General features: G+C 66.3%; 18 protein-coding genes. 4 read left to right on the plus strand and 14 right to left on the minus strand.

Going from position 1 to position 25,068, the window contains the following annotated elements:
- Positions 1–41: 41 nt before the first annotated feature.
- On the minus strand, positions 42–632 hold the full coding sequence (gene betI / locus AC3WTC_RS05025; protein ID WP_025878951.1) for a transcriptional regulator BetI: 591 nt from the start codon (positions 630–632) through the stop codon (positions 42–44).
- Positions 633–802: 170 nt separating this feature from the next.
- On the opposite strand from betI, the gene AC3WTC_RS05030 reads away from it, so the two are divergent.
- Positions 803–2,353 (plus strand): BCCT family transporter, encoded by a 1,551-nt coding sequence (locus tag AC3WTC_RS05030; protein WP_025878952.1) that lies wholly within the window; start codon positions 803–805, stop codon positions 2,351–2,353.
- Between the two features lie 265 nt (positions 2,354–2,618).
- Here the strand turns inward: AC3WTC_RS05030 and acnA are convergent, their stop codons facing one another.
- Together acnA and bamE are read right to left on the minus strand one after the other, a co-directional pair.
- Positions 2,619–5,372 (minus strand): aconitate hydratase AcnA, encoded by a 2,754-nt coding sequence (gene acnA, locus AC3WTC_RS05035; protein WP_140227023.1) that lies wholly within the window; start codon positions 5,370–5,372, stop codon positions 2,619–2,621.
- Between the two features lie 257 nt (positions 5,373–5,629).
- The gene (gene bamE, locus AC3WTC_RS05040) at positions 5,630–6,001 is read right to left on the minus strand and encodes an outer membrane protein assembly factor BamE domain-containing protein (protein WP_025878954.1); all 372 of its coding nucleotides are present in this window, start codon (positions 5,999–6,001) and stop codon (positions 5,630–5,632) included.
- Between the two features lie 190 nt (positions 6,002–6,191).
- On the opposite strand from bamE, the gene AC3WTC_RS05045 reads away from it, so the two are divergent.
- Genes AC3WTC_RS05045 through acnB form a run of 3 tightly spaced genes read left to right on the plus strand, consistent with a single transcriptional unit; the run spans position 6,192 to position 9,457 of the window.
- Positions 6,192–6,416: an AbrB/MazE/SpoVT family DNA-binding domain-containing protein gene (locus AC3WTC_RS05045; RefSeq protein ID WP_025878955.1), complete on the plus strand. Its 225-nt coding sequence runs from the start codon at positions 6,192–6,194 to the stop codon at positions 6,414–6,416.
- A gap of 6 nt (positions 6,417–6,422) precedes the next feature.
- Positions 6,423–6,824 (plus strand): type II toxin-antitoxin system VapC family toxin, encoded by a 402-nt coding sequence (locus tag AC3WTC_RS05050; RefSeq protein WP_049466025.1) that lies wholly within the window; start codon positions 6,423–6,425, stop codon positions 6,822–6,824.
- Between the two features lie 41 nt (positions 6,825–6,865).
- Entirely contained in the window at positions 6,866–9,457 is a 2,592-nt protein-coding gene (gene acnB, locus AC3WTC_RS05055; protein ID WP_223495029.1) for a bifunctional aconitate hydratase 2/2-methylisocitrate dehydratase, read from the plus strand.
- A 178-nt stretch (positions 9,458–9,635) separates the two neighbouring features.
- Here acnB and AC3WTC_RS05060 read toward each other — a convergent pair whose 3' ends face one another.
- The 11 genes from AC3WTC_RS05060 to AC3WTC_RS05110 form a co-directional block, all read right to left on the minus strand.
- Positions 9,636–10,586 (minus strand): hypothetical protein, encoded by a 951-nt coding sequence (locus tag AC3WTC_RS05060; protein WP_492710815.1) that lies wholly within the window; start codon positions 10,584–10,586, stop codon positions 9,636–9,638.
- A gap of 44 nt (positions 10,587–10,630) precedes the next feature.
- Complete coding sequence (locus tag AC3WTC_RS05065) at positions 10,631–12,226, minus strand: hypothetical protein (RefSeq protein WP_492710817.1); 1,596 nt, start codon at positions 12,224–12,226, stop codon at positions 10,631–10,633.
- An 87-nt stretch (positions 12,227–12,313) separates the two neighbouring features.
- Positions 12,314–13,387 (minus strand): protein-glutamate methylesterase/protein-glutamine glutaminase, encoded by a 1,074-nt coding sequence (locus AC3WTC_RS05070; protein ID WP_492710819.1) that lies wholly within the window; start codon positions 13,385–13,387, stop codon positions 12,314–12,316.
- Positions 13,384–13,980, minus strand: coding sequence for a chemoreceptor glutamine deamidase CheD (gene cheD / locus AC3WTC_RS05075; RefSeq protein ID WP_025878962.1), 597 nt, complete (start codon positions 13,978–13,980; stop codon positions 13,384–13,386). Before cheD ends, AC3WTC_RS05070 begins: the two co-directional genes overlap by 4 nt.
- Positions 13,977–14,846, minus strand: coding sequence for a CheR family methyltransferase (locus tag AC3WTC_RS05080; RefSeq protein WP_032975462.1), 870 nt, complete (start codon positions 14,844–14,846; stop codon positions 13,977–13,979). Before AC3WTC_RS05080 ends, cheD begins: the two co-directional genes overlap by 4 nt.
- A gap of 32 nt (positions 14,847–14,878) precedes the next feature.
- Positions 14,879–17,143 carry a methyl-accepting chemotaxis protein gene (locus tag AC3WTC_RS05085; protein ID WP_492710821.1) on the minus strand — a complete coding sequence of 755 codons (2,265 nt, stop codon included), beginning with the start codon at positions 17,141–17,143 and terminating at the stop codon, positions 14,879–14,881.
- Between the two features lie 523 nt (positions 17,144–17,666).
- Positions 17,667–20,042: a methyl-accepting chemotaxis protein gene (locus AC3WTC_RS05090; protein ID WP_033831025.1), complete on the minus strand. Its 2,376-nt coding sequence runs from the start codon at positions 20,040–20,042 to the stop codon at positions 17,667–17,669.
- Positions 20,043–20,140: 98 nt separating this feature from the next.
- On the minus strand, positions 20,141–20,524 hold the full coding sequence (locus AC3WTC_RS05095; protein ID WP_025878966.1) for a hypothetical protein: 384 nt from the start codon (positions 20,522–20,524) through the stop codon (positions 20,141–20,143).
- 137 nt (positions 20,525–20,661) lie between these two features.
- A complete protein-coding gene (locus AC3WTC_RS05100; RefSeq protein WP_025878967.1) occupies positions 20,662–21,153 on the minus strand; it encodes a chemotaxis protein CheW in 492 nt (163 codons plus the stop codon).
- Between the two features lie 326 nt (positions 21,154–21,479).
- Positions 21,480–22,253, minus strand: a complete 774-nt coding sequence (locus AC3WTC_RS05105) for a flagellar brake protein (protein WP_492710825.1) — start codon at positions 22,251–22,253, stop codon at positions 21,480–21,482.
- Between the two features lie 213 nt (positions 22,254–22,466).
- Complete coding sequence (locus AC3WTC_RS05110) at positions 22,467–24,713, minus strand: methyl-accepting chemotaxis protein (RefSeq protein WP_025878969.1); 2,247 nt, start codon at positions 24,711–24,713, stop codon at positions 22,467–22,469.
- Between the last annotated feature and the right edge of the window lie 355 nt (positions 24,714–25,068).

Raw genomic sequence — 25,068 nt, forward strand, 5'->3', positions numbered from 1 at the left:
CGGCTTGCTCCTGGAAGGGATGGGGCGGGGTCGTGGCGCGCTCAGGGCGCGTTGGCCTGCAATTGGAAATCGATGTAGCCGTAGGCGATGCGGCGCGCCTTGTCGGCGTTGAAGTCACCACCGACCAGGCTGCCGCGCAGCCACAGGCCGTCGATCATCGCGGCCAGCCCGCGTGCGGACAGGCGTGCCTGTGCATGCGGCAACTGGCGGTTGAACTGATGGCAGAGGTTGGAGAACAGTCGCTGGTCGTTGGCGCGCTGCAGCCGCGCAAGTTCCGGCTGATGCATGCTGGCGGCCCAGAAGGTCAGCCATACGCGCATGGCGGTCCCGTTGGTCTGGCTGTCGTCGAAGTTGCCATCGACGATGGCGCGAAGCTGTGAACGTGCGTCGCCGGCGGCGGCGTCGCGATAGCGGGCAACGGCTGCCTTCAGCTCGCGCAGGATCTGCCGCATCGCCGCATTGAGCAGGCCGTCCTTGTCGCCGAAGTAATGGGCGACGATGCCGCTGGACAGGCCGGCCTTCCTTGCGATGGTGGCGACGGTGGCATCGGCCATGCCGATCTCGTCGATGGTCTGGAAAGTGGCCCGGATCAGCTGCTCGCGACGGACCGGTTCCACGCCTTTCTTCGGCATTGTCTCTCCACGGATTGCGACCCGGAATGCCGGGCTGGTGAAGATCATACTTTTTATTGATTGAACGTTCAATCAATAAACCCTACGATGCCGGTCGCGCCCCCACGCCATGGGCCCGGTTTCCGGTCCGGCCCCGCCCATGTGCCCCCCTGGACTGATGAGACGACCCCATGTCTTCCCTGGCTCATCCCAAGCGCTCGCCCCTGCGCTTGAACCGTTTCGTGTTCTTCAGTTCGTCGGTCTCCATCGGCATCCTCGGTGCGTTGACCGTCTTTTTCCCGGAGGCCAGCGAGCACTGGCTGCAATGGGCACAGGCCGAGGTCTCGGCGGCGTTCGGCTGGTGGTACATGCTGCTGATCGTGGCCTGCCTGGGCTTCGTGCTGTGGCTGGCGTTTTCGCCGTATGGGCGCATCCGCCTGGGCCATAACGAGGAATCGCCGGCGTTCGGCTACGTGGCCTGGGTGTCGATGCTGTTCTCGGCCGGCATCGGCATCGCGCTGCTGTACTACGGCGCCTACGAGCCGCTCGATCATTTCCTCAACCCGCCCGGGCAGCCCGGCGGCACCGTCGCCGCGGGCCGCGAAGCGATGGTGCTGACCTTCCTGCACTGGGGCCTGCATGGCTGGGCGCTGTACGCGCTGGTCGGCGTGGCGCTGGGCTACTTCGCCTACCGCCGCAACCTGCCGCTGGCCCTGCGTTCGGCGCTGTACCCGATCTTCGGCGAGCGCATCCATGGCCGCATCGGCGACATGGTCGATGGCTTCGGCATCCTCGCGACGCTGATCTCGATGGTCACCAACCTCGGCATCGGTGCACTGGTGGTGCAGTCCGGCCTGGTCTACCTGTTCCACATCCCGGATACGCCGCAGGTGCTGGTGGCGATCGTGCTGGTGATGATGGTCGTGGCCACCATCGGCGTGGTTGCCGGCGTGGAGAAGGGCATCGCCTGGCTGTCCAACCTCAACGTGCGCCTGCTGTGCCTGCTGCTGCTGTTCGTGCTGGTGACCGGGCCAACCCTGCACCTGTTCGATGGCCTGGTACAGAACACCGGCGACTACCTGGGCGCGTTCGTGCGCAAGAGCTTCGACATGTACCTCAACGACCCGAAGGGGCGTGAGTGGATGGGCTCGTGGACGTTGTTCTACTGGGCGTGGTGGATTGCCTGGGCGCCGTTCGTGGGCCTGTTCGTGGCGCGCATCTCGCGCGGCCGCACCATCCGCGAAGTGATCATGGGCGTGCTGCTGATCCCGTTGGGTTTCACCCTGGCGTGGCTGTCGATCTTCGGCAACACCGCGATCGACCTGGTGCTGAACCACGGCCAGGCGGTGCTGGGCCAAGTGGCCCAGCACGATGCGGCGATGACCCTGTTCAAGCTGCTGGAATACTTGCCCGCAGCGCCGTACATCGCTGGTGCGGCAGTGGTCATTGGTTTCGTGTTGTTCCTGACCCCGGTCGATTCGGGCACGCTGATGATCGCCAACCTGTGTACCCGGCGTGTCGATGATGGCGTGGAGGATGGGCATGACGCGCCGATCTGGCTGCGCGTGTTCTGGGCGGCGGGCATCACCGTGGCCAGTGTCGGCCTGTTGCTGGCCGGCAACTTCAGCGCGATGCAGACGGCGGTGGTGCTGTGCGGCCTGCCGTTCTCGTTCATCCTGGCGTTCTACATGTGGGGCCTGCTGAAGGCGCTGCGTACCGACCCGGACGCGCCGCGGCGATAGGTGTCGCCGGGCCGCCACGCCCGGCGAGCAGCAAAGAAAAGGGCCGGATCTGTGAGGATCCGGCCCTTTTCGTTTTTTTCCGGGATCCGCCGGGCATGGCCCGGCGCTACCCGTTACCTGGCAGCTAGCTGGCGCAGCACGTACTGCAGCAGGCCACCGTGGTGGGCGAGGAGGCGCGCTTGCGAACCACGGGTTCGCGCGCCTCCGCAGCGCCCCCGCGCTGGCGCGGGGGCCGGGCTTCCGCCCATCGGGTCCACGGAAGGGTTCAGCGACCTGCCAGCTGGCGCAGCACGTACTGCAGCAGGCCGCCGTGGCGGAAGTACTCCACTTCCTTCGGGGTCAGCAGCATCACCGAGACTTCGAAGGTCTTCTTCGTGCCATCGGCCTTGGTCGCGGTGACCGTGGCGCGCTTGCTGGCGCCGTCCTGCAGGCCGGTGACATCGATCACTTCCGATCCATCCAGGCCCAGCGACTGTGCGTTTTCGCCGTTGCGGAACTGCAGCGGCAGCACGCCCATGCCGACCAGGTTGGAGCGGTGGATGCGTTCGAAGCTTTCGGCGATGACCGCCTTCACCCCCAGCAGCAGGGTGCCCTTGGCGGCCCAGTCACGCGACGAGCCGGTGCCGTATTCCTTGCCGGCCAGCACCACCAGCGGCACCTTGTCGGCCTTGTACTTCATCGCCGCATCGTAGATCGCCAGCTTTTCCGGCTGGCCGCCGTTGGCCGGGTAGTACAGGGTGTTGCCGCCTTCTTCGCCACCGAACATCAGGTTCTTGATGCGGATGTTGGCGAAGGTGCCGCGGACCATCACGTCATCGTTGCCGCGGCGGCTGCCGTAGCTGTTGAAGTCGGCCGGCTGCACGCCGCGCTCCTGCAGGAAGCGACCTGCGGGCGAATCCTTCTTGATGTTGCCGGCCGGGGAGATGTGGTCGGTGGTGATCGAATCGCCGAACAGGCCCATCACCCGCGCGCCGTGCACATCATCGATGGTGCCGACCTGCATGGTCATGCCATCGAAGTAGGGCGGGTTCTTGATGTAGGTGGACGCATCGCTCCATTCGTACAGGTCACCGTCCGGCGAGGCGATGGTGTTCCAGCGGGTATCGCCCTTGAACACGTCGGCGTAGTTCTGCTTGAACATCTCCGGGCCGACGGTGGCGGCGATGACGTCGCCGATCTCCTTGTTGCTTGGCCAGATGTCGCGCAGGTACACCGGCTGACCATCGCTGCCGGTGCCCAGCGGTTCGGTGGTCAGGTCGATGTCGGTGGTGCCGGCGATGGCGTAGGCCACCACCAGCGGCGGGCTGGCCAGGTAGTTCATCTTCACTTCGGGGTGCACGCGGCCCTCGAAGTTGCGGTTGCCCGACAGCACCGAGGTCACCACCAGATCACCACTGGCGATGCCGGCACTGACTTCGGTCGGCAGCGGGCCGGAGTTGCCGATGCAGGTGGTGCAGCCATAGCCCACCACGTAGAAGCCGATCTTCTCCAGCTCGGTGAGAACGCCGGCCTTTTCAAGATAGTCGGTGACCACACGCGAGCCTGGGCCGAGCGAGGTCTTGACCCACGGCTTGCGGTCCAGCCCCTTGGCGGCCGCGTTGCGGGCCAGCAGGCCGGCACCGATCATCACCGCCGGGTTGGAGGTGTTGGTGCACGAGGTGATGGCGGCGATGACCACCGCACCATCCTTCAGCCGCACCTTCCTGCCGTCCATCTCGATGTCGGCGTAGCCCTTGGCCAGCTGCTCGTTGCCCACTGCGGCGCCGCCGCCTTCATTGACGAAGGTGGAGACATCCTCGCTGCGCTTGTCGCGGTTGGCGGTCATGCCGACCAGCGCGTCGCGGTAGTTCTTCTGCACGTCTTCCAGCAGCACGCGGTCCTGCGGGCGCTTGGGGCCGGCCAGCGAGGGCTTCACCGTGCCCATGTCCAGTTCCAGCGTGGTGCTGTACTGCGCATGCGGGCTGTTGGCGTCGTGCCACAGGCCCTGCGCCTTGGCGTAGGCTTCGACCAGGGCGATCTGCTCTTCGCTGCGGCCGGACAGGCGCAGGTAGGTCAGCGATTCGTTGTCGATCGGGAAGATGCCGCAGGTGGCGCCGTATTCGGGGGCCATGTTGCCGATCGTCGCGCGGTCGGCCAGTGGCAGATGCTGCAGGCCATCACCGTAGAACTCCACGAACTTGCCGACCACGCCGAGCTTGCGCAGCATCTGGGTGACGGTCAGCACCAGGTCGGTGGCGGTGGCGCCTTCGGGCAGCTTGCCGGTCAGCTTGAAGCCGACCACCTGCGGAATCAGCATCGACGAAGGTTGGCCGAGCATGGCCGCCTCGGCTTCGATGCCGCCCACGCCCCAGCCGAGCACGCCGATGCCGTTGATCATCGTGGTGTGGCTGTCGGTACCGAACACGGTATCCGGATACGCAACGGCCTTGCCGTCCTTGTCCGCGGTCATCACCACGCGGGCCAGGTTTTCCAGGTTCACCTGGTGGACGATGCCGGTGTTGGGCGGCACCACCTTGAAGTTGTCGAAGGCCTTCTGGCCCCAGCGCAGGAAGCCGTAGCGTTCCTGGTTGCGCTGGAATTCAATCTTGCCGTTGAGGTCCAGTGCGTCGGGCTTGCCGAACACATCCACCTGCACCGAGTGGTCGATGACCAGTTCGGAGGGAATCAGCGGATTGATCTGTTCGGGGCGGCCGCCGAGCTTGACCACCGCATCGCGCATCGCGGCCAGGTCGACCACGCAGGGCACGCCGGTGAAGTCCTGCAGGACCACGCGCGCGGGCATGAAGGCGATTTCGGTATCCGGTTCGGCGCTGGGCTGCCAGCGGGCGACGGCCTCGATGTGATCCTTGCCGACGGTGACGCCGCCATCCTCGTGCCGGAGCAGGTTCTCCAGCAGGATCTTCATCGAGTAGGGCAGGTGGGAGATGTCGAAGCGCTGGCCCAGCTTGGGCAGGCTGAAGTAGTCGTAGGTCTTGCCGCCGACGTCCAGCTGGCTGCGGGTGGAGAACGAATCGCTCATGCGGGATGACTCCTCTTGCGGATGGCTTGCAGTGGCCCGCATGGGCGGGCCTGCTTGCGTTTGCCGGTGGCACTCCGGCCCCGGATCCTGCCCAGTATCGGCGATCCAGTGCCCGGCAATGACCCGGCAGGCTTGGAACGCAAGGTTACAGCGGTGTGTGTAGCCTTCGTGTCAGCGTGTGCATCGTTTTTGCGCCGGCCCGCACGCAGACGGGGCGCTCATGGGCGCCCCGTCCAGGAATGCATCGGCTTCAGGACTTACTTGCCGTTGGCGGCATCGATCAGCGGATTGCCGGTCTTGCCGACAGCGTTGCTCTTGGACTTGGCCGTCAGCACGCCCTGCTTGTTGAACTCCAGTACGGTCGCTTCCTGGATGTTCTTGCCGAAGCTCTTGATCTTCACGAAGTCGTAGTACCAGACCTGGGTGTCGCCCAGCTGTTCGCGGCGGCCGGGGGCGCCGAACTTCTCACGGATGTTGTCCTGGGTGGTCTTGCCCACTTCCAGGGTGTCCATCTGCTGCTGGGTGATCTCGATGCCGGTGGTGTAGGCGCCGAACGGGTTGGCATGGGCGGAGGTCGTCGAAACGGCCAGCGGGGCTGCGAGGATCAGGGCAAGGGCGAGCGCGCGCATGAAACTTCCTTATTTATGGAGCGGATAGGTGCGGTTGGAACGCCGGGGCGTCCAGCCGGGGCGCAGCAGGGCTGCTGGGCGAGTCTAACCCCCGGCTGCGACTGACGCGGGATCAGGGTCACATATCGGGAGGTTTGTTCCGGATGCGACGGGTATGTATAATTCATACATACTTTTTGAGGCGTACCCCATGGAAGCCACCGTTGCTGAACGCGGACAGATCACCCTGCCCAAGGCAGTGCGCGATGCGCTGGGCCTGACCAAGGGCACCTTGCTGAAGGTGGAGCTGGAAGGCAGCCGGATCATCCTGCGCAAGAGCGTGGACGATGCGATCTCCCGCGCCCGCGGAAAGTTCTCGCTGGACGGCTTCGAATCGGCCGACGCGGCCGTGCGCGACCTGCGCGACGAGGAGTAAGCGGTGATGATCGCCGTCGATTCACCGGTACTGGTCGAACTGCTCAGCAACGGCCCGCAGGCCGATGCGGTGGAAGCCTGCCTGCGGCAGAGCCTGGTCGGCGGCCGCGTGGTGGTCTGCGGCGCGACCCTGGCCGAGATCTGCGCCGCCCTGCGCGGCGGTGCCGAGGTGCTGGAAGCGCTGGAAGAAATGGGCGTGCACTTCAACGCGCTGGAAGCCAAGTCGGCACTGCGTGCGGGTGAGATGCATCGCCGCCATCGCCAGCGCGGCGGCAGCCAGCGCCGTGGCCTGGACGAATTCATGATCGGCGCGCACGCCCTGCTGCAGTGCGATGGCCTGATCACCTGGAACGACACGTTTTATCGCGACTACTTCAAGGGCCTGAAGCTGATCGTGCCGCAAGCCTGAGCCCACTTTTTATTCACCTCACGCATTACCCGGGAGTTGTCATGTTGGAAGCCTACCGCCACCACGTCGCCGAGCGCGCTGCGCTTGGCATCCCGCCCCTGCCGCTGACCGCGCAGCAGACGGCCGATGTCATCGAACTGCTGAAGAACCCGCCGCAGGGCGAGGCCGAGTTCCTGCTCGACCTGCTGACCCACCGCGTGCCGGCCGGCGTCGATGACGCTGCCAAGGTCAAGGCCTCGTACCTGGCCGCGATCGCACTGGGCAGCGAGCAGAACCCGCTGATCAGCCGCGAGCGCGCCACCGAACTGCTGGGCACCATGCTGGGCGGTTACAACGTCGCGCCGCTGGTGCAGCTGCTGGACGATGCCAGCGTTGGCGCCATCGCTGCCGACGCGCTGAAGAAGACCCTGCTGGTGTTCGATGCCTTCCACGACGTGCAGGAAAAGGCCAAGGCGGGCAACGCCAACGCCCAGGCCGTACTGCAGAGCTGGGCCGATGCCGAGTGGTTCACCAGCAACCCGGAAGTGCCGCAGAGCCTGACCGTCACCGTGTTCAAGGTGCCGGGCGAAACCAACACCGACGACCTGTCGCCGGCACCGGACGCGACCACCCGCCCGGACATTCCGATGCACGCCCTGGCGATGCTGAAGAACAAGCGTGACGACGCCGCGTTCACCCCGGAAGAAGACGGCAAGCGCGGCCCGATCCAGCAGATCCTGTCGCTGAAGGACAAGGGCCATCTGGTCGCCTATGTCGGCGACGTGGTCGGCACCGGTTCCTCGCGCAAGTCGGCCACCAACAGCGTGCTGTGGTGGACCGGCGATGACATTCCGTACATCCCGAACAAGCGCGCCGGTGGCGTCTGCCTGGGTTCGAAGATCGCCCCGATCTTCTACAACACCATGGAAGATGCCGGCGCGCTGCCGATCGAGCTGGACGTGTCGAAGATGGAGCACGGCGATGTGGTCGAGCTGCGTCCGTACGATGGCAAGGCGCTGAAGAACGGCGAAGTGATCGCCGAGTTCCAGGTCAAGTCCGAAGTGCTGTTCGACGAAGTGCGTGCCGGTGGCCGCATTCCGCTGATCATCGGCCGTGGCCTGACCGGCAAGGCGCGTGAAGCGCTGGGCCTGGCCCCGACCGACCTGTTCCGCCTGCCGGTGCAGCCGGCCGACACCGGCAAGGGCTTCTCGCTGGCACAGAAGATGGTCGGCCGCGCCTGTGGCCTGCCGGAAGGCAAGGGCATGCGCCCGGGCACCTACTGCGAACCGAAGATGACCTCGGTGGGCTCGCAGGACACCACCGGCCCGATGACCCGCGACGAGCTGAAGGACCTGGCCTGCCTGGGCTTCTCGGCCGACCTGGTGATGCAGTCGTTCTGCCACACCGCGGCCTACCCGAAGCCGGTGGACGTCAAGACTCATCACACCCTGCCGGAGTTCATCTCCACCCGCGGCGGCGTCTCGCTGCGTCCGGGCGATGGCGTGATCCACAGCTGGCTCAACCGCATGCTGCTGCCGGACACCGTCGGCACCGGTGGCGACTCGCACACCCGTTTCCCGGTGGGCATTTCGTTCCCGGCCGGTTCGGGCCTGGTCGCCTTCGCCGCTGCCACCGGCGTGATGCCGCTGGACATGCCGGAGTCGGTGCTGGTGCGCTTCAAGGGCAAGATGCAGCCGGGCGTGACCCTGCGTGACCTGGTCAACGCGATTCCGCTGTACGCGATCAAGTCGGGCCTGCTGACCGTGGCCAAGGCTGGCAAGAAGAACATCTTCTCCGGCCGCATCCTGGAAATCGAAGGCCTGCCGGAACTGAAGGTCGAACAGGCGTTCGAACTGTCCGATGCCTCGGCCGAGCGTTCGGCGGCCGGCTGCTCGGTGCGCCTGAACAAGGAGCCGATCATCGAGTACCTCACCAGCAACATCACGCTGCTGAAGTGGATGATTGCCGAGGGGTACCAGGATCCGCGCTCGCTGCAGCGCCGTATCGAGAAGATGGAAGCGTGGCTGGCCAACCCGGAGCTGCTGGAGCCGGATGCCGACGCCGAGTACGCCGCCGTCATCGAGATCGACCTGGCCGACATCCACGAGCCGATCGTGGCCTGCCCGAACGACCCGGACGACGTGAAGACCCTGTCCGAAGTCGCTGGCGCCAAGATCGACGAAGTGTTCATCGGTTCGTGCATGACCAACATCGGTCACTTCCGTGCGGCTGCGAAGCTGCTGGAAGGCAAGCGTGACCTGCCGACCCGCCTGTGGGTGGCCCCGCCGACCAAGATGGATGCGTCCGAGCTGACCAAGGAAGGCGTGTACGGCACCTTCGGCGCGACCGGCGCACGCATGGAAATGCCGGGCTGCTCGCTGTGCATGGGCAACCAGGCGCAGATCCGCGAAGGCTCCACCGCGATGTCGACCTCGACCCGCAACTTCCCGAACCGCCTGGGCCGCAACACCAACGTGTACCTGGGTTCGGCGGAACTGGCGGCGATCTGCTCGCGCCTGGGCCGCATCCCGACCAAGGAAGAGTACATGGCCGATATCGGTGTGATCGCCGCCAGCGGCAGCGAGATCTACCGTTACATGAACTTCGACCAGATCGAGGAATACCAGGACGTGGCCAACACGGTCGCTGCCTGAGGGTAGTGCCGGCCGCTGGCCGGCAGCCCGTTGAAACGAAAAACCCCCGGTGAAAGCCGGGGGTTTTTTGTGGTGCCGATGATGCCTGGTAGTGCCGGCCGCTGGCCGGCAGCCGTGCGAGGTCAAGAGCGCTGCCGGCCAGCGGCCGGCACTAGTCGCGATTCAGGTCCGTCCGGGGTCAGGCCTGGGCGGCGGCGGCCGCTTCCTCGGTCACCGCTGGCGTGTCCATCGGCAGCTCCGGTTCCGCGGCCGTTTCGGGCAACGCACCGTGGTCGGGGAACAGGCGCGGCAGCTCGGCGACGAAGCGGACGATGCAGGCTTCGGCGAACTCACGCGATGCAGCTTTCGCCTTGGCGTAGTCGTCAGCCTGCCATTCCTGCAGCGGAGCAACCCGCGCTTCGTCCTGGCAGTGCACGCCCTGGCCGCCACTGGCGCTGCGGAACAGCTTGCGCACCAGCGGGAAGCCGATGGTTACATCGTGGCGCAGCTCATACGGGGTCTCTGCGTCGCTGAGCTTCTGGTACACCAGCGACCACTGGCCGGCGCTGGCTTCCACGGTGCGCTCGTCGCTGGGAATGGCGCCGGGATGCGCTGCGAAATAGAGCGCCAACTGCTCGCGGATCATGCCGGGCAACGCACCGAAGGCCGGGCTGGGAACGGACTGGATGTCCTCGCCGCGCACGTTGTTCTTGCTGAAGCTGTTGCTGGTGCCGATGTCACCCACGCCGGTGACGAACGCCAAGGCAGACAGACCGACCTTGGCTGCGGTGACCGCGGCGGTGTCACCGCGCATCACCAGGCGCAGCACATGGTCGCCCACGCGATTGCCGTTGGGCCCGACGCCCAGGCCGGAAGTGACCTTTACCCGTTGCAGGCTGCTGAGATCCAGTGCGGGTGCCACAGCCACTGTGACGTCCCCGACGGCTGGTCCGGCGACGGCCGCAGCTGCCGGTGCGGCCTCGGCGATATCGGTTACGGGCGTGGTGTCCGTTGCCGGATCGGGTGATGCACCGGACGTGACCGCAGAGGCGGCGACAGGTATGGGTGCTTCGTCGACGGCGTAGGCCGACGGAGCCAGCAGCAGGCTGGCCGCGATCGCGGCGGTGAGGCAGGCTGGGCGTAATGCCACGGTGGTACTCCTTGGGGAAACGTGATGGGTGCGCGCGCTGCAACTCACTGCGCCGCGAATTCCTTGATCGGGAACGCCTTGCAGCGCGTGACCGCCGCGGCGATGTCGACCGGAGCATCGGCGGCGGCATTGCGGCGCTGGTTCACCGTGGACGTCTCCTCCCACAGACTGGGCAACACCTGCGGCGCATCCAGCACGCGTTCGCGCACGGCATCGTGCAGGACGCTGCTGTAATCCGCGGCCGGGACCACCACGCACAACCGCGTACCGGGGGTGCTGCTGGCCTGCTGCAGCATCTGCTGCAGTGCCTGGCTGCTGCCTGCATCGTCGCTCAGCCGCTGCGGTGCGCTGCTCAGGCTGGCATCCTGGATCTGCACCTCGCCCGGGCTGAACAGCAGCACCTGCATTTCCTGCCGCGGCTCGATGCGAACCGGTGCGCGGGTGCGCTCACAGATGGTGGGGGTGGCCCGCGCCTGCTGCGGTGTCATGCTGCCGTCGGCATGCACCTGGCGGATATGCAGCCGACAGATCTTGTCGGCCACTTCAAATTCCACTTCGTAATCCTGACCGGGCCTGGCCACGAACTGACCCGACAGCTTGCCGTCGCAGTACACGCGACTGCTTGCGTCGAAGCGTGCCTCGAAGATCAGCGGCTTGCCACCGGGTACTTCGTATTCCTGGTAGCTGAGCGTGGAAAACCGCTCGTTTTCTTTGCTGCGCAGGGTTTCCGTGACGGGGATGCCGAGCACGCCTTTGTCGCCGGCGTTGTTGTACTTGACGTCGATCCTGTCGCGGTAATCCTCGCGGCAGGCGGCATCGGTGTACAGGGTGGTGGTGCGCCCCAGGGCTGCGTAGACGCGCACCCGTGCCGGGGGAGCGGCGCCGTCAGCATAGGCGCTGACATCTTCAGCGGCCAACGGGCGCGGGTACATTGCGGGGATCCTCTTGACCAGCTTCTCGATGCATTTCATCGTGATCATCTGCGCGGCCCCCTTGAGCCGCGCGTAATCATCGGCCTGCCATGCTTCCAGGGTTGCGCGGTTGTCGCTGTCATTGCAGCTGATGATTTCCGCCAGCGTACCGTCGGCACGCCGCTGCTCGATGGTGCTGGAGTGGTTGAGGCGGTAGAGGGGATCCTTGCGCGTGTTGCCCTGGTGCACCAGTGCCCACGTGTCTGCACTGAAGCGCAGGGTACTGGTCTGCGCGGGCAGCGCGTCGGGTGCATAGCGGAAGTAGCCGCCCACCAGCGCCTTGGCCACGTTTGGCATCAGTGTGATGGCGGGACTGGCTTGTCCTTCGATGATGCTGCCGGGCAGGTTGTTACGCTGGAAGTAGTCCGGCTCGTTGCCGCTGAAGAGAAGCGCGAGCCCCTTAGGCGTGAGCGCCTCGCTGTCATCGGGAGTGACGATGCGCAGCGCCACGTCGGGTGCGTGCATACGCTTCAGCGCGCCGGCCGGACCGCTCTGGATCTGTACGCGATCAGTCCAGGGGGCAGGGTGGTCGGTGGTGGCAGCGGTGGCGGTAGCAGCGACGGGTGTTGTGTGCGGCGGTGCTGATTGTGCGGCAGACGTGGCCGCCAGCGGGGCCAGCAGCGCGGCAGTCAGCAGCGAGGTTCGGGTGGGGAAGCGGCGCTGGGCCATGGTGAAGCTCCTTGAAGAACGAAACAGCTGGCCCCTCCGGGGCCGGCGTTTGAAGGACGGGATGAAGCGCTGCGGCGCTGTGGTCGGTCAGCCGCGGGCCAGCGCCAGCAGTCGTTCGGCAATGCGCTCCAGCGGCACCTGTTCTTCGGCGGCGCCGAGCTTGAAGGCCGCGCCGGGCATGCCCCAGACCACGCTGGTCGCCTCGTCCTGCACCAGCGTCGGCGCGCCGGCCTGGCGCATTTCCAGCAGGCCGCGTGCGCCGTCGTCGCCCATGCCGGTGAGGATCGCGCCGATGGCATTGCCGCCCGCGCTCTGTGCCACCGAGCGGAACAGCACGTCCACCGCCGGCTTGTGCCGGTTCACCGCAGGACCATCGTCGACACGGCAACGCCAGCGTGCACCGTCGCGGATGATCCGCAGGTGCTTGCCGCCCGGAGGGAGGTAGGCGTGGCCGGGCAGCACCGCTTCACCGTCGCTGGCTTCGCGCACGGCCATTGCCGAGTGACGGTCCAGTCGTTCGGCGAAGGCGGTGCTGAAGCTGGCGGGCAGGTGTTGGGTCATCACCACGGCCGGACCGTCTGCGGGCATGCCTTCCAGCACCACGCGCAATGCTTCGGTACCGCCAGCCGACGAGCCGATGGCGATCAGGCGGTCGGTGGTGCGGAACTGCGTTGCTGCCGGGCGTGCGGCAGGGGCGGTGTCCAGCGTGAGTTTCGGCGTGGCCACGCGTACCAGCGGGCGCACCCGGGAACGCGCAGCCATCTTCACCTTGGCGATGATTTCATCGGCATAGCCCTGCAGGCCGCGGGCCACGTCGAGCTTGGGCTTGGACACGAAGTCCACCGCGCCCAGGCCCAGTGCCTGCAGGGTGGTATCGGCGCCGCGTTCGGTCAGCGAAGAGATCATCACCACCGGCAGCGGGTGCAGGCGCATCAGGTTTTCCAGGAACGCCAGGCCATCCATGCGTGGCATTTCCACGTCCAGGGTGATCACGTCCGGGGCCAGGCGCTTGATCTTCTCGCGGGCCAGCAGCGGGTCGGCGGCGGTGCCGACCACGTCGATGGCCGGATCGCTGGACAGGATCTCGGTAAGCATCTGCCGGACGACCGCGGAGTCGTCGACGATCAGGACCCGGCAGGGGGCGTTGCCGGTCAGGGTCATTCGAACAGCTCCACGCCACCGGTGACCGGGGCCTTGGACAGGCGTGCGCGCACGGCCGATTCGGTCGCGGCCACTTCGGCTTCGTGGGCGTGTGGCAGGCGCTGCACCACCACGCGGCCGGTATCGGCGAAGAACCAGATCTTGCGCGGATGGATGCCGCACAGGTCCTCGGCGAGGATCGGGATGTGTTCGGCCTGCAGGTACTGGCGCACGAACTCGGCGTTGCGGGTGCCTACCGGATTGCTGGTGAAGCCCTTCAGCACGTTGGCGCCGCCGAACACCTTCGCCTCGATGCGCTTGCGGTGGGCGCCGCGCTTGAGCATGTCGTTGATCAGCAGTTCCATCGCATAGCTGCCATAACGTGCGGGCGCGCCGTCGCCGGCGTTGCCTTCGGGCAGCAGGAAGTGGTTCATGCCGCCGATCTTCAGTACCGGGTCGCGCAGGCAAGCTGCCACGCAGGAGCCCAGCGTAGTGGTCAGCGCGGTGGTGTCATCCACCACCAGGTACTGGGTTGGCAGCAGCTTGGCGGCGATGGTCTTGAAGCGTGCGTCCTGGTAGCGCATCACATCGTCGGTACGCAGTGATGCGTTCATGCGCCGGCCTTTGCCGCACGACGGTACAGGGTACGGCCGCAGGGCTGGATCAGATCGGCAGCGTGCAGGTAGTTCTCCGAATGGCCGGTATAGAGCAGGCCGTCGTCGGCCAGGTGGTTGACCAGGCGGCCAAGAATCGCGCGCTGGGTCGGCTTGTCGAAGTAGATCATCACGTTGCGGCAGAACAGCGCATCGAACGGGCCGCCGACGTCGTAACGCGGTGCCAGCAGGTTCAACGGGCGGAATTCGATCAGTTCGCGCAGCGCCGGCAGCACGCGGCACTGGCCTTCGTTGGGACCACTGCCACGCTGGAAATAGCGGCGACGCAGGTCCGGATCGAGGCCGGCGACACGGTCGATGTTGTAGACGCCGCGCCCGGCGGTGGCCAGCACCTGGGTGTCGACGTCGGTGGCGACGATGCGTACCGGCGGCTTCAGGGTGCCGAACGCTTCGCAGGCGGTGATCGCCATCGAGTAGGGCTCTTCGCCGGTGGAGGCGGCGCACGACCACAACAGCAGCGGACCGCGCCCGTTGCGCTGCTGCAGCTCTTCGCGCAGCTTGTCGAAATGGTGCGGCTCGCGGAAGAACGCAGTGAGGTTGGTGGTCAGCGCATTGGTGAATGCCTGCCACTCGTCACCATCACCCTGTTCCAGGTGGTCCAGGTACTGCTGGAAGCTGCGCATGCCCAGCGTGCGCAGCCGGCGCGACAGGCGTCCGTACACCATGTCGCGCTTGGCCGGGGCGAGGGCGATGCCCACGCGCTGGTAGATCAGGTCGCAGACGCGGCGGAAATCACGGTCGGCGAATTCGAATTCGCGCGTACCGCTGACGATGGGGGTAGGGCTCTGCACGGGTGACGTGTCCATCGGCGGGGCGGCGGCCGGAGCCGCCGCGAGGATCAGAATTCCTGCCAGTCGCCGTCGTTGGAGACGACGGTGCTGGAGTGGGTACGGCGGATCGGTGTGGGCGTCGACAACGGTCGCGAAGGCGCAGGGCTGGCAGCCTTCGGCGCGACCTTGGCGGTCACCGCCTTCACTGCGACAGCGACCTGGTTGTCGAGGCGGAAGATCGCCACGGCGTCGGCCAGCTGTGCGGCCTGGTCTTCCATCGCCCGCGCTGCGGCGGTGGCTTCTTCCACCAGCGCGGCGTTCTGCTGGGTGGTTTCGTCCATCTGCACCACGGTCTGGTTGACCTGCTCGATGCCAGCCGACTGTTCCTGCGAGGCGGCGGAGATCTCGGCCATGATGTCGGTCACGCGCTGCACCGACGCGACGATCTCGCCCATGGTGCTGCCGGCCTGGTGGACCAGGCTGGAGCCCTCGGCGACCTTGCCGACCGATTCGTCGATCAGCCCCTTGATCTCCTTGGCGGCGGCGGCCGAGCGCTGGGCGAGGGTACGCACCTCGCTGGCGACCACGGCGAAGCCACGGCCCTGTTCGCCGGCACGGGCCGCTTCGACTGCGGCATTCAGCGCCAGGATGTTGGTCTGGAAGGCGATGCCATCGATGACCGAGATGATCTCGGCGATCTTCTTCGAGGAGGCTTCGATGGCCGACATGGTGGTGACCACCTGGCCGACCACTTCACCACCCTGCGAGGCCACGCCGTGCGCACCGATGGCGAGCTGGTTGGCCTGGCGCGCATGTTCGGCGTTCTGGCGCACGGTGGAGGTCAGTTCTTCCATCGAGGCGGCGGTTTCTTCCAGATTGGCGGCCTGCTGTTCGGTACGGCGCGACAAATCGCTGTTGCCCGACGCGATTTCGCCGGCCGACAGGGTGATGCTCGAGGCACTGGCCTGGATCTGGCCGACGATCTGGGTCAGCTGGCTGACCGTGGCGTTTGCATCGTCGCGCATGCGGGCGAACACGCCGTGGTAGTCACCGTGCATGCGTGCCGTCAGGTCGCCGTCGGCAATGGACGACAGCAGCTGCGAGAGCTTGCCGAGGTTGTCATCGCTGACTGCCATCATGGCATTGAGGTTTTCCAGCATGGTGCGGAAATCGTGATCGAAGCGCTGTGCATCGCCGCGCTGGCTGAAGTCGCCCGCGGCGGCGGCACTGGCCAGTTGCTTGATCTCGGCGTTGATGCGGCCGAGGTTGGCCTTGACCGTGTCGACGGTGGTGGTCATCGCCGCCTTTTCGCCCGGATAGCGCGCGATGTCGCTGCTGAGGTCGCCCACGGCGTACTGCTGCACGACGTTCAGTACATCGTGCAGGGTCTGCACGTGGCTGCCGACCAGGACGTTGGTTTCCTGCACCATCAGTCCGTATTCGCCGGGGAAGCTGCTGGCGTCGATGCGGTAGCTGAGTTCACCGCCATCGTGGCGGCGCGCCATCTCGCGCTGGCCGCTGATGACCGCGTGCAGCTGCTGCTGCATGCGCGACATGGCTTCGAGCAGGCGACCGGTTTCGTCATGCGGCTGCGGGCCGATGTGGCTGTCCAGCTTGCCGCCGGCAATGCCTTCGGCCACGGCGGTGGCCTGCTTCAGCGGGCGTGCGATGCGGTTGCCGATGACCCAGCTCAATGCCAGCACGATCAGCACCAGTACGCCGCCGGCCAGGGTCATGATGGCGGTGAAGACCAGTGCCTGCTGCTGCACGTCATCCATGTATACGCCGCTGCTGACCACCCAGTTCCAGGGCTTGAACAGGCCGGCGTAGGACGCCTTGTCGTACAGGCCTTCGCTGTTGGCCTTGGCCCACTTGTAGGAGACCACCCCGCCGCCCTTGCGAGCCACTTCCACCAGGTCGTGGAACAGCTGTACGCCGTCCTCGGAGCGGAAGTCCTTCATGTCCTTGCCGATCAGGTCCTTGCGGAACGGATGCATCAGCACGCGGTAGTTCGTGTCGTAGACGCTGTAGTAATACGTATCGCTGTCGGCGCGCATGCGCGCCAGCGCATCGAGCGCGGCCTGGCGGGCGGCGGGCTCGGTGAGTTCGCCGCTGGCGGCCAGCCCGTGGTAGTGGTCGAGGATGCCGTAGGTCAGTTCAACCTGGGTCTTCAACGACGACTTGCGGGTTTCATTGAGGTCCAGGTACTGCATGCGGGCAGCGATCACCGAGAGCGCGATCACGCCGAGTGCGATCAGCAGCGTGAGCAGATTGAGCTTGCGTCGGACGGAGAGATTGCTGAAGTAGTGTTGCCAGCGATGCAGGAGATTCATCGAGCAGTACCCGGGTGGTGGTGGGTGGAGGCGCCGGTGCTGATCGGGAGCAGCGGTGACATGACCGTTATCGGCCGCGGGGGCGGGGGATTGAGGTGGGCTGTTCGAACGTATTCAGGTTCGTTTGCAGCGGCGGCTGCGGCGCTGCCGGCGGCAGGCTTTTGGAGCGACAGCAACAGCAACAGCAACAGCGGATGGTCGGCCCTGCAATGTTGAGGGGGAGCCGTGCGGTGATGGGCTGGCGGGACACGCCGTAAACCCGTCCATGGGGGCTCGATGGCGCCATCCATGGCGCCAACGGTCCCGCCAGCCCATCCCCGCACGACTCATCTAGCATCCCGGTGTCGGACGGCAAGTGCGTTGAGTTTCCAATTGGAAAGAGGGGTCAGATCCGTTTTCCTGCGGAAAACGGATCTGACCCCGGAAGCACTGCGCCGTTGGCTGGACAACACCTGGCGAGGCCGCAAAAGAAAACGCCCCAGCGCAGGGCCGGGGCGTTTTCGTGCCTCAGGTCAGGCGGGAATCAGAATTCCTGCCAGTCTCCATCAGCCAGTTCGGTGGCCATGGATCGGCCGCCGGTGCTGCGGCGTGCTGGCGGTACGGCCGCTGCCGGAGCCGGGGCTGCCGGTGCAGACGCGCGCGGTGCCGGTGCGCGCGTGGCGACCACGGCTTCGGCTTCGTCGACCACGAAGATCGAGACCGCCTCGCTGAGGTGGCCCGCCTGTTCTTCCATCGCACGTGCGGCGGCGGTGGCTTCTTCCACCAGCGCGGCGTTCTGCTGGGTGGTTTCGTCCATCTGCACCACGGTCTGGTTGACCTGTTCGATGCCGGCGCTCTGCTCCTGCGAGGCAGCAGAGATCTCGGACATGATGTCGGTCACGCGCTGCACCGAGGCGACGATCTCGCCCATGGTGGCGCCGGCCTTGTGCACCAGCGCCGAACCATCATTGACCTTGCCGACCGAGTCGTCGATCAGTCCCTTGATTTCCTTGGCGGCGGCAGCCGAGCGCTGGGCAAGGGTACGCACTTCGCTGGCGACCACGGCGAAACCACGGCCCTGTTCGCCGGCACGGGCCGCTTCCACCGCGGCGTTCAGCGCCAGGATGTTGGTCTGGAAGGCAATGCCGTCGATGACCGAGATGATTTCCGCGATCTTCTTCGACGAGGCCTGGATGGCCGACATGGTGGTGACCACCTGGCCGACCACTTCGCCGCCCTGCGATGCCACGCCGTGCGCGCCGATGGCGAGCTGGTTGGCCTGGCGCGCGTGCTCAGCATTCTGGCGCACGGTGGAAGTCAGCTCCTCCATCGAGGCGGCGGTTTCTTCCAGGTTCGCGGCCTGCTGTTCGGTGCGGCGCGACAGGTCGCTGTTGCCGGAGGCGATTTCACCGGCGGCCGAGCTGATCGCACGGCTGGACTGCTTGATGCGGGTGACGATCTCGCTCAGCTGCGCGGCGGTGGCATTGGCATCGTCGCGCATGCGGGCGAACACGCCCTGGTAGTCGCCGTGCATGCGCACGGTCAGGTCGCCCTGCGACAGTGCGGCGAGCAGGCCGGAAATCTGTTCGATGCTGCCCGAGTTGGCGTCCAGCAGGCCGTTGATCTGCTGGGCCAGCTGCAGGAAGAAGCCTTCCTTGTCGTTGGCATCGATGCGGCCGGACAGGTCGCCGGCAGCGGCCTGGGCGATCACCCGTGCCACTTCCGCCTCGACCTGCGCTTCCTGGGTGCGGTCGCGCCATTCCACCACGTAGCCGACGGTGTCGCCGTCTTCGTTGCGGATGGTCGACACGACCTGGGCGAACTGGGCATCGCCGTACTGCATCGGGCGGCGGGCAACGCCATGCTGCTTGAGGTTGGCCAGCAGGGTGTTGTCCATCTCGCCACGGTGCTCGAGCACGGTGACCGGCTTGCCGACCAGCGAGGCGTGGACGTCGAAGTCGGGCAGGTCGCGGCGCAGCTCGTCCTGGTACTGGGCCAGGGTCTGCTGCAGGGCGCGGTTGCTGTAGACGATGGTGTTGTTGGGGTCGGTCAGGTAGACACCGGTCGAGCTGTAATCCAGCGCGGTGCGGATGCGCAGGTTCTCGCGGGCGATGGCCTGGTCGGTTTCGGTGCGCTCGCGCAGGTCGCGCTGCATGCGCTGCATGGCCTGCATCAGTTCGCCCACTTCGTCCTGGCGGCTGACGTCGATATGGCCATCAAGCTTGCCACCGGCGACGTCGTTGGCCACCGAGACGGCGCCACGTACGCTGCCGACCAGGGCACGGGCGAACAGCCACACCAGCACCAGGCCGAGCGCGGCGCCGCCGAGCAGGGCGATGACGGTCAGCACGGCCGAGGCGGAGTAGGTGGAGGCGGCTTCGTCGCGCGAGGCGCGGGCGAGGCGGTTGTCTTCGGCGATCAGCGCTTCAAGCGCGGCGCCGGCCTTGCGGTGTTTGGTGCGGGTCTCGCCGACGAAGGTGTCGATCGCATCGTCGGGCAGGTCCAGCTCCAGCATTTCGGTGACGCTGTCATAGGAGGCCAGCGCGTCCTTCCAGTCCTTGGCGAAGGTGTCGAACAGCTTCTTCTGCTGTGCGTTGTCGACCAGCTTCGGATAGTCCTTGATCGACTTGTCCATGCTGGTGCGCAGTTCGACGGCCTGCTTGCGGGCGTCGGCCTTGACGTCGTCGCTGGCGCGGATCAGCTGCTGGTAGGCGCTGTTGCGGTACTCGCCGAGCATGCCGCGCATCTCGCCGGCCATGCGGATGCTCTCCATGCGTGAACCAGCCAGTTCGGTGGTCACGTTGTTCAGCGAATGCAGGCCACGGTAGGCGACGATGCCCTGCAGCAGCATCACCAGCAAGAGGACACCGAAGGTCAGCATGAGCTTCGGCATCAGTTTCAGGTTGTTGATCCACGGCATGGGCGTTGCGATCTCCTAAGGCAGACGCGGCCGGGCGCGGGGCCCGGTTGCAACAGCCACGCCGGCACGCTGGCCGGCGCGGTCTGACGGACAGCGGATTACTTGATGTTGGCCAGCTTCAGGCTGGACGGCGAGCTGACTTCGATTTCCGCGCGCGAGGCGTCGCGCTGGATCTTGCCGATCACGCACACGGTCTTGCCTTCCAGGGTTTCCAGCGGGAAGGAGAACTTGCCGCGGTTCTCGCCGGCGATGCGTGCCGAGAAGGTGTGGCGCGGGAAGGCGCCGCCCATGTACAGGAAGGTCGGCTGGCCTTCGGAACCTTCTGCGAAGCGGGCCTTTTCGACCTTGCCGCAGACCATGCCGTCCTTGCCGACGGCGCGCGGTGCCATCTCCGGCGGAATCATCTCGGCCGACTGCGCGAAGGCGGAGGAAGCGGTGGTGGCCAGGACGGCAGCCGAAACGAACGCAAGCAGGGACTTCATCGGGGTGATTCTCCGGGGATGGTGATGGTGGATCCGGCCTTGGCGCGTTCCTGCGCGACCGGCTTCTGTCCCCCTATCGGCGTGGATGAGGGGAACTGAAGGGCTGCGTAACAGAAACGTGAAAAAGGTCCGTTTGCTCAGGCGGCAGCGTCTTCGACGACGTTGGTCTGACCCATGTCGGCGCTGTCCAGCAGGGTTTCGATATCCAGCAGGATCAGCATGCGGTCGTCGTGGGTGCCGATGCCGGAGATGAAGCGGGTGTCGACGGCGGCGCCGAATTCCGGGGTCGGGCGGATCTGCTCGGCCGACAGCGGGATCACGTCGGAGACGCTGTCGACCACGATGCCGACCACGCGGTCTTCCACGTTGAGCACGATCATCACGGTGAAGGCGTCGTAGCGGGCGTCTTCCAGGCGCAGCTTCAGGCGCAGGTCGATCACCGGCACGATGGTGCCGCGCAGGTTGATCACGCCCTTGATGTAGTCCGGGGCATCGGGGACGCGGGTGACGGCGTCGTAGCCGCGGATTTCCTGCACCTTGAGGATGTCCACGCCGTAGTGCTCGGCACCGAGGGTGAAGCTGAGGAATTCGCCATCGGCGCCGGCGGCGGAGCTGTTCTTGTCGTTCATCGAGGGGTCCTGGTTCTGCCGGAAGTGCCGGTGTCAGGCTCGATATCGGCCCCTGGGTGGGGGACTTTAGGCATCTGGTAGTGGCGGCCGCTGGCCGGCAGTTCCCTGCATCCACGCATGGCGTGGATCTACTGGCTCCTGCATCCACGCATGGCGTGGATCTACCGGGGAGGGGTAGTGCCGGCCGCTGGCCGGCAATCCTGCATCCGCGCATGGCGTGGATCTACTGGCTCCTGCATCCACGGATGGCGTGGATCCGCCGGCTCCTGCATCCACGCGGTTTCGAGGTTGCCGGCCAGCGGCCGGCACTGCCCGCCGTGGGGGTGTCAGAGCTCGCCGTTGCGGCGTGCCTTGCGCTGGCGGTCGATGCGGAAGATGTAGCGCTGGATGGCGCTGTCGCCGCCGCGCGGCAGGTCGTCGAAACGCATCCCGACGCGCTTGACCTCGGTGCCGTTGGGCAGGCGTTGCGGCAGCAGGTTGCAGACCACCAGTTCGATCTGCAGGTCCGGGCCATCGGGCATCGACAGCTGCGCCCGGTAGCGCTGCTGCAGGCTGAAGATGGCGCAGTCGGTGGGCACGGTTACCGCCAGGCCGCCGCCACTGATGTCCACCACGCGCATCGACAAGGCTTCGGCGCGGGCCTCGCCCGGTGGCAGCAGCAATTGCGGTGAGTCGGTGATGGGTGTCTCCAGCCGGTACAGTTCGCGCCGCTGCAGGTGCACCAGTTCATCGGGCGGCGGTGCACGGAACGCCACATGGCCCTCGTTGTCCACGCGCTGCAGGTCATGCAGGCGGAAACGCACCAGTACCCGTTCCAGCTGGGCGAAGCAGAGCAGGTGGTCGGACTGTTCGGCGGCGCGGTTGGAAGCCTCCTGCGGGCTGCCATCGAGCAGCAGGAAATCCTCGTCGTCGTCCAGTTCAAGCAGGGCGGTGGGGAAGGATCGATCGCGGCCGTCGATATGGGCGTTGATCAGTGATCGCTGGTCGATCAGTGAACGCAGCAGCTGCCGCACCTGGCGGGGGTTGCGGACCAGAAAGCGATCATCCGCGGCGTCGGCCGCATGGACTTCGGGCAGTGCAGTGTCGTGGCCGTCGGACATGGAATCTGTGGTCAGGGGCGGGCGCCGACGCGTGTGGGCGCGTGGCTCGAAAGAGGTATCGGCTGTGTTGCGGATTTATGTAGCACCGAACGCACTCGTTTGCTCCGTTGTGCCATGCCCGCGGCGGTCGGGCAAGCGTGGTGCCCGGGCCGGGCATGGCCCGGCGCTGCCTTTCCGCTGACGGGGTGGCGCGCGGCCACCCCGATGCTGCGATCAGAACTCCTGCCAGTCGCCGTCACCGGCCAGGGCCGGCTGCGCAACGGGCTTGCGCACGCGCGCGGGTGCGGCGATGGATGCGGGCGCCGCCTTGCGCGGAGCACTGCTGGCCACGGCCATGGCTGCGCGCGGTATCGCATTGCCCGCGCTCGGTGCGGCCAGGCGGAAGCGTGCGACGGCCTCGCCCAGCTGTGCGGCCTGGTCTTCCATCGCCCGCGCTGCGGCGGTGGCTTCTTCCACCAGCGCGGCGTTCTGCTGGGTGGTTTCGTCCATCTGCACCACGGTCTGGTTGACCTGCTCGATGCCGGCCGACTGTTCCTGCGAGGCGGCGGAGATCTCGGCCATGATGTCGGTCACGCGCTGCACCGACGCGACGATCTCGCCCATGGTGCTGCCGGCCTGGTGGACCAGGCTGGAACCCTCGGCGACCTTGCCGACCGATTCGTCGATCAGCCCCTTGATCTCCTTGGCGGCGGCGGCCGAGCGCTGGGCGAGGGTACGCACCTCGCTGGCGACCACGGCGAAGCCACGGCCCTGTTCGCCGGCACGGGCCGCTTCCACTGCGGCATTCAGCGCCAGGATGTTGGTCTGGAAGGCGATGCCATCGATGACCGAGATGATCTCGGCGATCTTCTTCGAGGAGGCTTCGATGGCCGACATGGTGGTAACCACCTGGCCGACCACTTCACCGCCCTGCGAGGCCACGCCGTGCGCACCGATGGCGAGCTGGTTGGCCTGGCGCGCATGTTCGGCGTTCTGGCGCACGGTGGAGGTCAGTTCCTCCATCGAGGCGGCGGTTTCTTCCAGATTGGCGGCCTGCTGTTCGGTACGGCGCGACAGGTCGCTGTTGCCGGAGGCGATTTCGCCCGAGGCCAGGGTGATGCTCGAGGTGCTGGCCTGGATCTGGCTGACGATCTGGGTCAACTGGGCGACGGTGGTGTTGGCATCGTCACGCATGCGGGCGAACACGCCGTGGAACTGGCCGTCCATGCGTGCGGTCAGGTCGCCCGCGGCGATGGACTGCAGCAGCTGCGACAGCTGGCCAAGATTGCCGTCGGCGACCTCCATCATGCTGTTGAGCTGCTCGATCATCACGCGGAAATCGTGATCGAAGCGCTGCGCATCGCCGCGCTGGCTGAAGTCGCCGGCGGCGGCGGCCGATGCCAGCTGCTGGATCTGCGTGTTGATGGCCAGCAGGCTGGCCTTGGCCGCATCCATCGATTCGTGCAGGATCGCGCGGCTGCCCGGCAACCGGCGCGCATCGGGGGCGAGGTTGCCGGTGGCGTACTGGTTGAGCACATCGATGGCATCACGGATCGCATCGAGGTGTTCGAAGATGACCGTGTTGATGCCGCCGGCGAGCTGGCCATAGACGCCCGGGAAGTCTTCCGGAATGCGGTGGCTGATATCGGGGCCGGCATGCATCTGTGCCATCAGCTGGGTCTGCTCGGAGAAGCGACGCAGCATCGCGGTCATCTCCGCGGTGGCCGCCAACATGCGACCCGCCTCATCCTTGCCGGTGGCCTGGGTAGTGACGCTGAGATCGCCGCGGGCGACGGCCTGGATGGCATGCACTGCCTTGCCCAGTGGGCCGACCACGGCGCGCGAGATGATCACGGCCAGGGTGGCGGCGACCACGACCAGCAGCACGATGGCGGCGATGATGGCCAGCATGCTGTTGCGGTGGGTCGCGTTGGCGTCGTCGATCTTGCCCTGCATCTGGGTTCCCAGCAGCGCACCCAGCGCCTTCAGGTCTTCGAAGGCTTTGCGGCGCAGGGGGCGCGACTGCTCATCGGAAATCTGCCGGGCCGCTTCGCCATCACCGGCGGTGGCCGCTTCGCGCAGCTTGGTATTGGCGGCGAAGTAGCCATCGACGTCAGCCTGCACGGCCTGGTACAGCGTGCGCTCCTTGTCGCCGGACGGCAGCTTGGCATAGGCCGCCAGCTGCTCGCGCACCACTGCAGCGGTGTCGTTCATGCGCTTGTTGTAGTCGGCGACCTTCTCCGGCTGGTCCAGCATGCTGATCTGGGCCAGTTCATAGGTGCGGAACTCACCCAGCTGCGAGCGCACTTCACCGAGGTACTGCACCGATGGAATGTCGTTGGTCGCCATCGAGGTCAGCTTGGCGTTGGCTTCGGACAGGCGGACTAGGGCGAACGCACCCAGCACGACGGTCATCAGGGTGGTCAGGGTGAATCCCACAGCCAGCTTGCGGGCGATGGGCAGATCGTGGAACCACTTCATGCAGGGTGCTCCAAGGTGGGCAGAATACCGGCGGCGGCGCCGCGGGCAAAAGGTCGTTGCAGGAGGGAACGGTGGTGCCGGGTGAAGGATCGGTGACTGCCGTCAACCCGAGATAGCGGCGCAGCTGCGCCGTACTTTATGGACCGATGTCACATTCGCTGGCGTAGGGGAAACCAACGGAAAGCAAGCAGTGGCGGGGCTTTCGCCGTGGCGGCGTGGTTTCAGGCGAAACCATGCGCCCGATCAGGTTCACGGCGCAGGACGACGGAGTTCACAGTTGCGGGCGCCGCCGCGTTGCGCGTGGGTACGATTGCTGCCTGCGCCCGCGCGCAAACGAAAACCGCCGCCCCGGAGG

The sequence above is a fragment of the Stenotrophomonas sp. FW305-C-20-S1 genome (assembly GCF_058783335.1).

Bases quoted from the DNA above. Each gene is read 5' to 3' on its own strand.
- AC3WTC_RS05065 (WP_492710817.1), bottom strand. From the start codon at position 12,226: ATGGCCCAGCGCCGCTTCCCCACCCGAACCTCGCTGCTGACTGCCGCG.
- AC3WTC_RS05085 (WP_492710821.1), bottom strand. From the start codon at position 17,143: ATGAATCTCCTGCATCGCTGGCAACACTACTTCAGCAATCTCTCCGTC.
- AC3WTC_RS05070 (WP_492710819.1), bottom strand. From the start codon at position 13,387: ATGACCCTGACCGGCAACGCCCCCTGCCGGGTCCTGATCGTCGACGAC.
- betI (WP_025878951.1), bottom strand. From the start codon at position 632: ATGCCGAAGAAAGGCGTGGAACCGGTCCGTCGCGAGCAGCTGATCCGG.
- AC3WTC_RS05095 (WP_025878966.1), bottom strand. From the start codon at position 20,524: ATGAAGTCCCTGCTTGCGTTCGTTTCGGCTGCCGTCCTGGCCACCACC.
- AC3WTC_RS05100 (WP_025878967.1), bottom strand. From the start codon at position 21,153: ATGAACGACAAGAACAGCTCCGCCGCCGGCGCCGATGGCGAATTCCTC.
- AC3WTC_RS05090 (WP_033831025.1), bottom strand. From the start codon at position 20,042: ATGCCGTGGATCAACAACCTGAAACTGATGCCGAAGCTCATGCTGACC.
- cheD (WP_025878962.1), bottom strand. From the start codon at position 13,980: ATGAACGCATCACTGCGTACCGACGATGTGATGCGCTACCAGGACGCA.
- AC3WTC_RS05030 (WP_025878952.1), top strand. From the start codon at position 803: ATGTCTTCCCTGGCTCATCCCAAGCGCTCGCCCCTGCGCTTGAACCGT.
- AC3WTC_RS05045 (WP_025878955.1), top strand. From the start codon at position 6,192: ATGGAAGCCACCGTTGCTGAACGCGGACAGATCACCCTGCCCAAGGCA.
- bamE (WP_025878954.1), bottom strand. From the start codon at position 6,001: ATGCGCGCGCTCGCCCTTGCCCTGATCCTCGCAGCCCCGCTGGCCGTT.
- acnB (WP_223495029.1), top strand. From the start codon at position 6,866: ATGTTGGAAGCCTACCGCCACCACGTCGCCGAGCGCGCTGCGCTTGGC.
- AC3WTC_RS05080 (WP_032975462.1), bottom strand. From the start codon at position 14,846: ATGGACACGTCACCCGTGCAGAGCCCTACCCCCATCGTCAGCGGTACG.
- AC3WTC_RS05110 (WP_025878969.1), bottom strand. From the start codon at position 24,713: ATGAAGTGGTTCCACGATCTGCCCATCGCCCGCAAGCTGGCTGTGGGA.
- AC3WTC_RS05050 (WP_049466025.1), top strand. From the start codon at position 6,423: ATGATCGCCGTCGATTCACCGGTACTGGTCGAACTGCTCAGCAACGGC.
- AC3WTC_RS05105 (WP_492710825.1), bottom strand. From the start codon at position 22,253: ATGTCCGACGGCCACGACACTGCACTGCCCGAAGTCCATGCGGCCGAC.
- acnA (WP_140227023.1), bottom strand. From the start codon at position 5,372: ATGAGCGATTCGTTCTCCACCCGCAGCCAGCTGGACGTCGGCGGCAAG.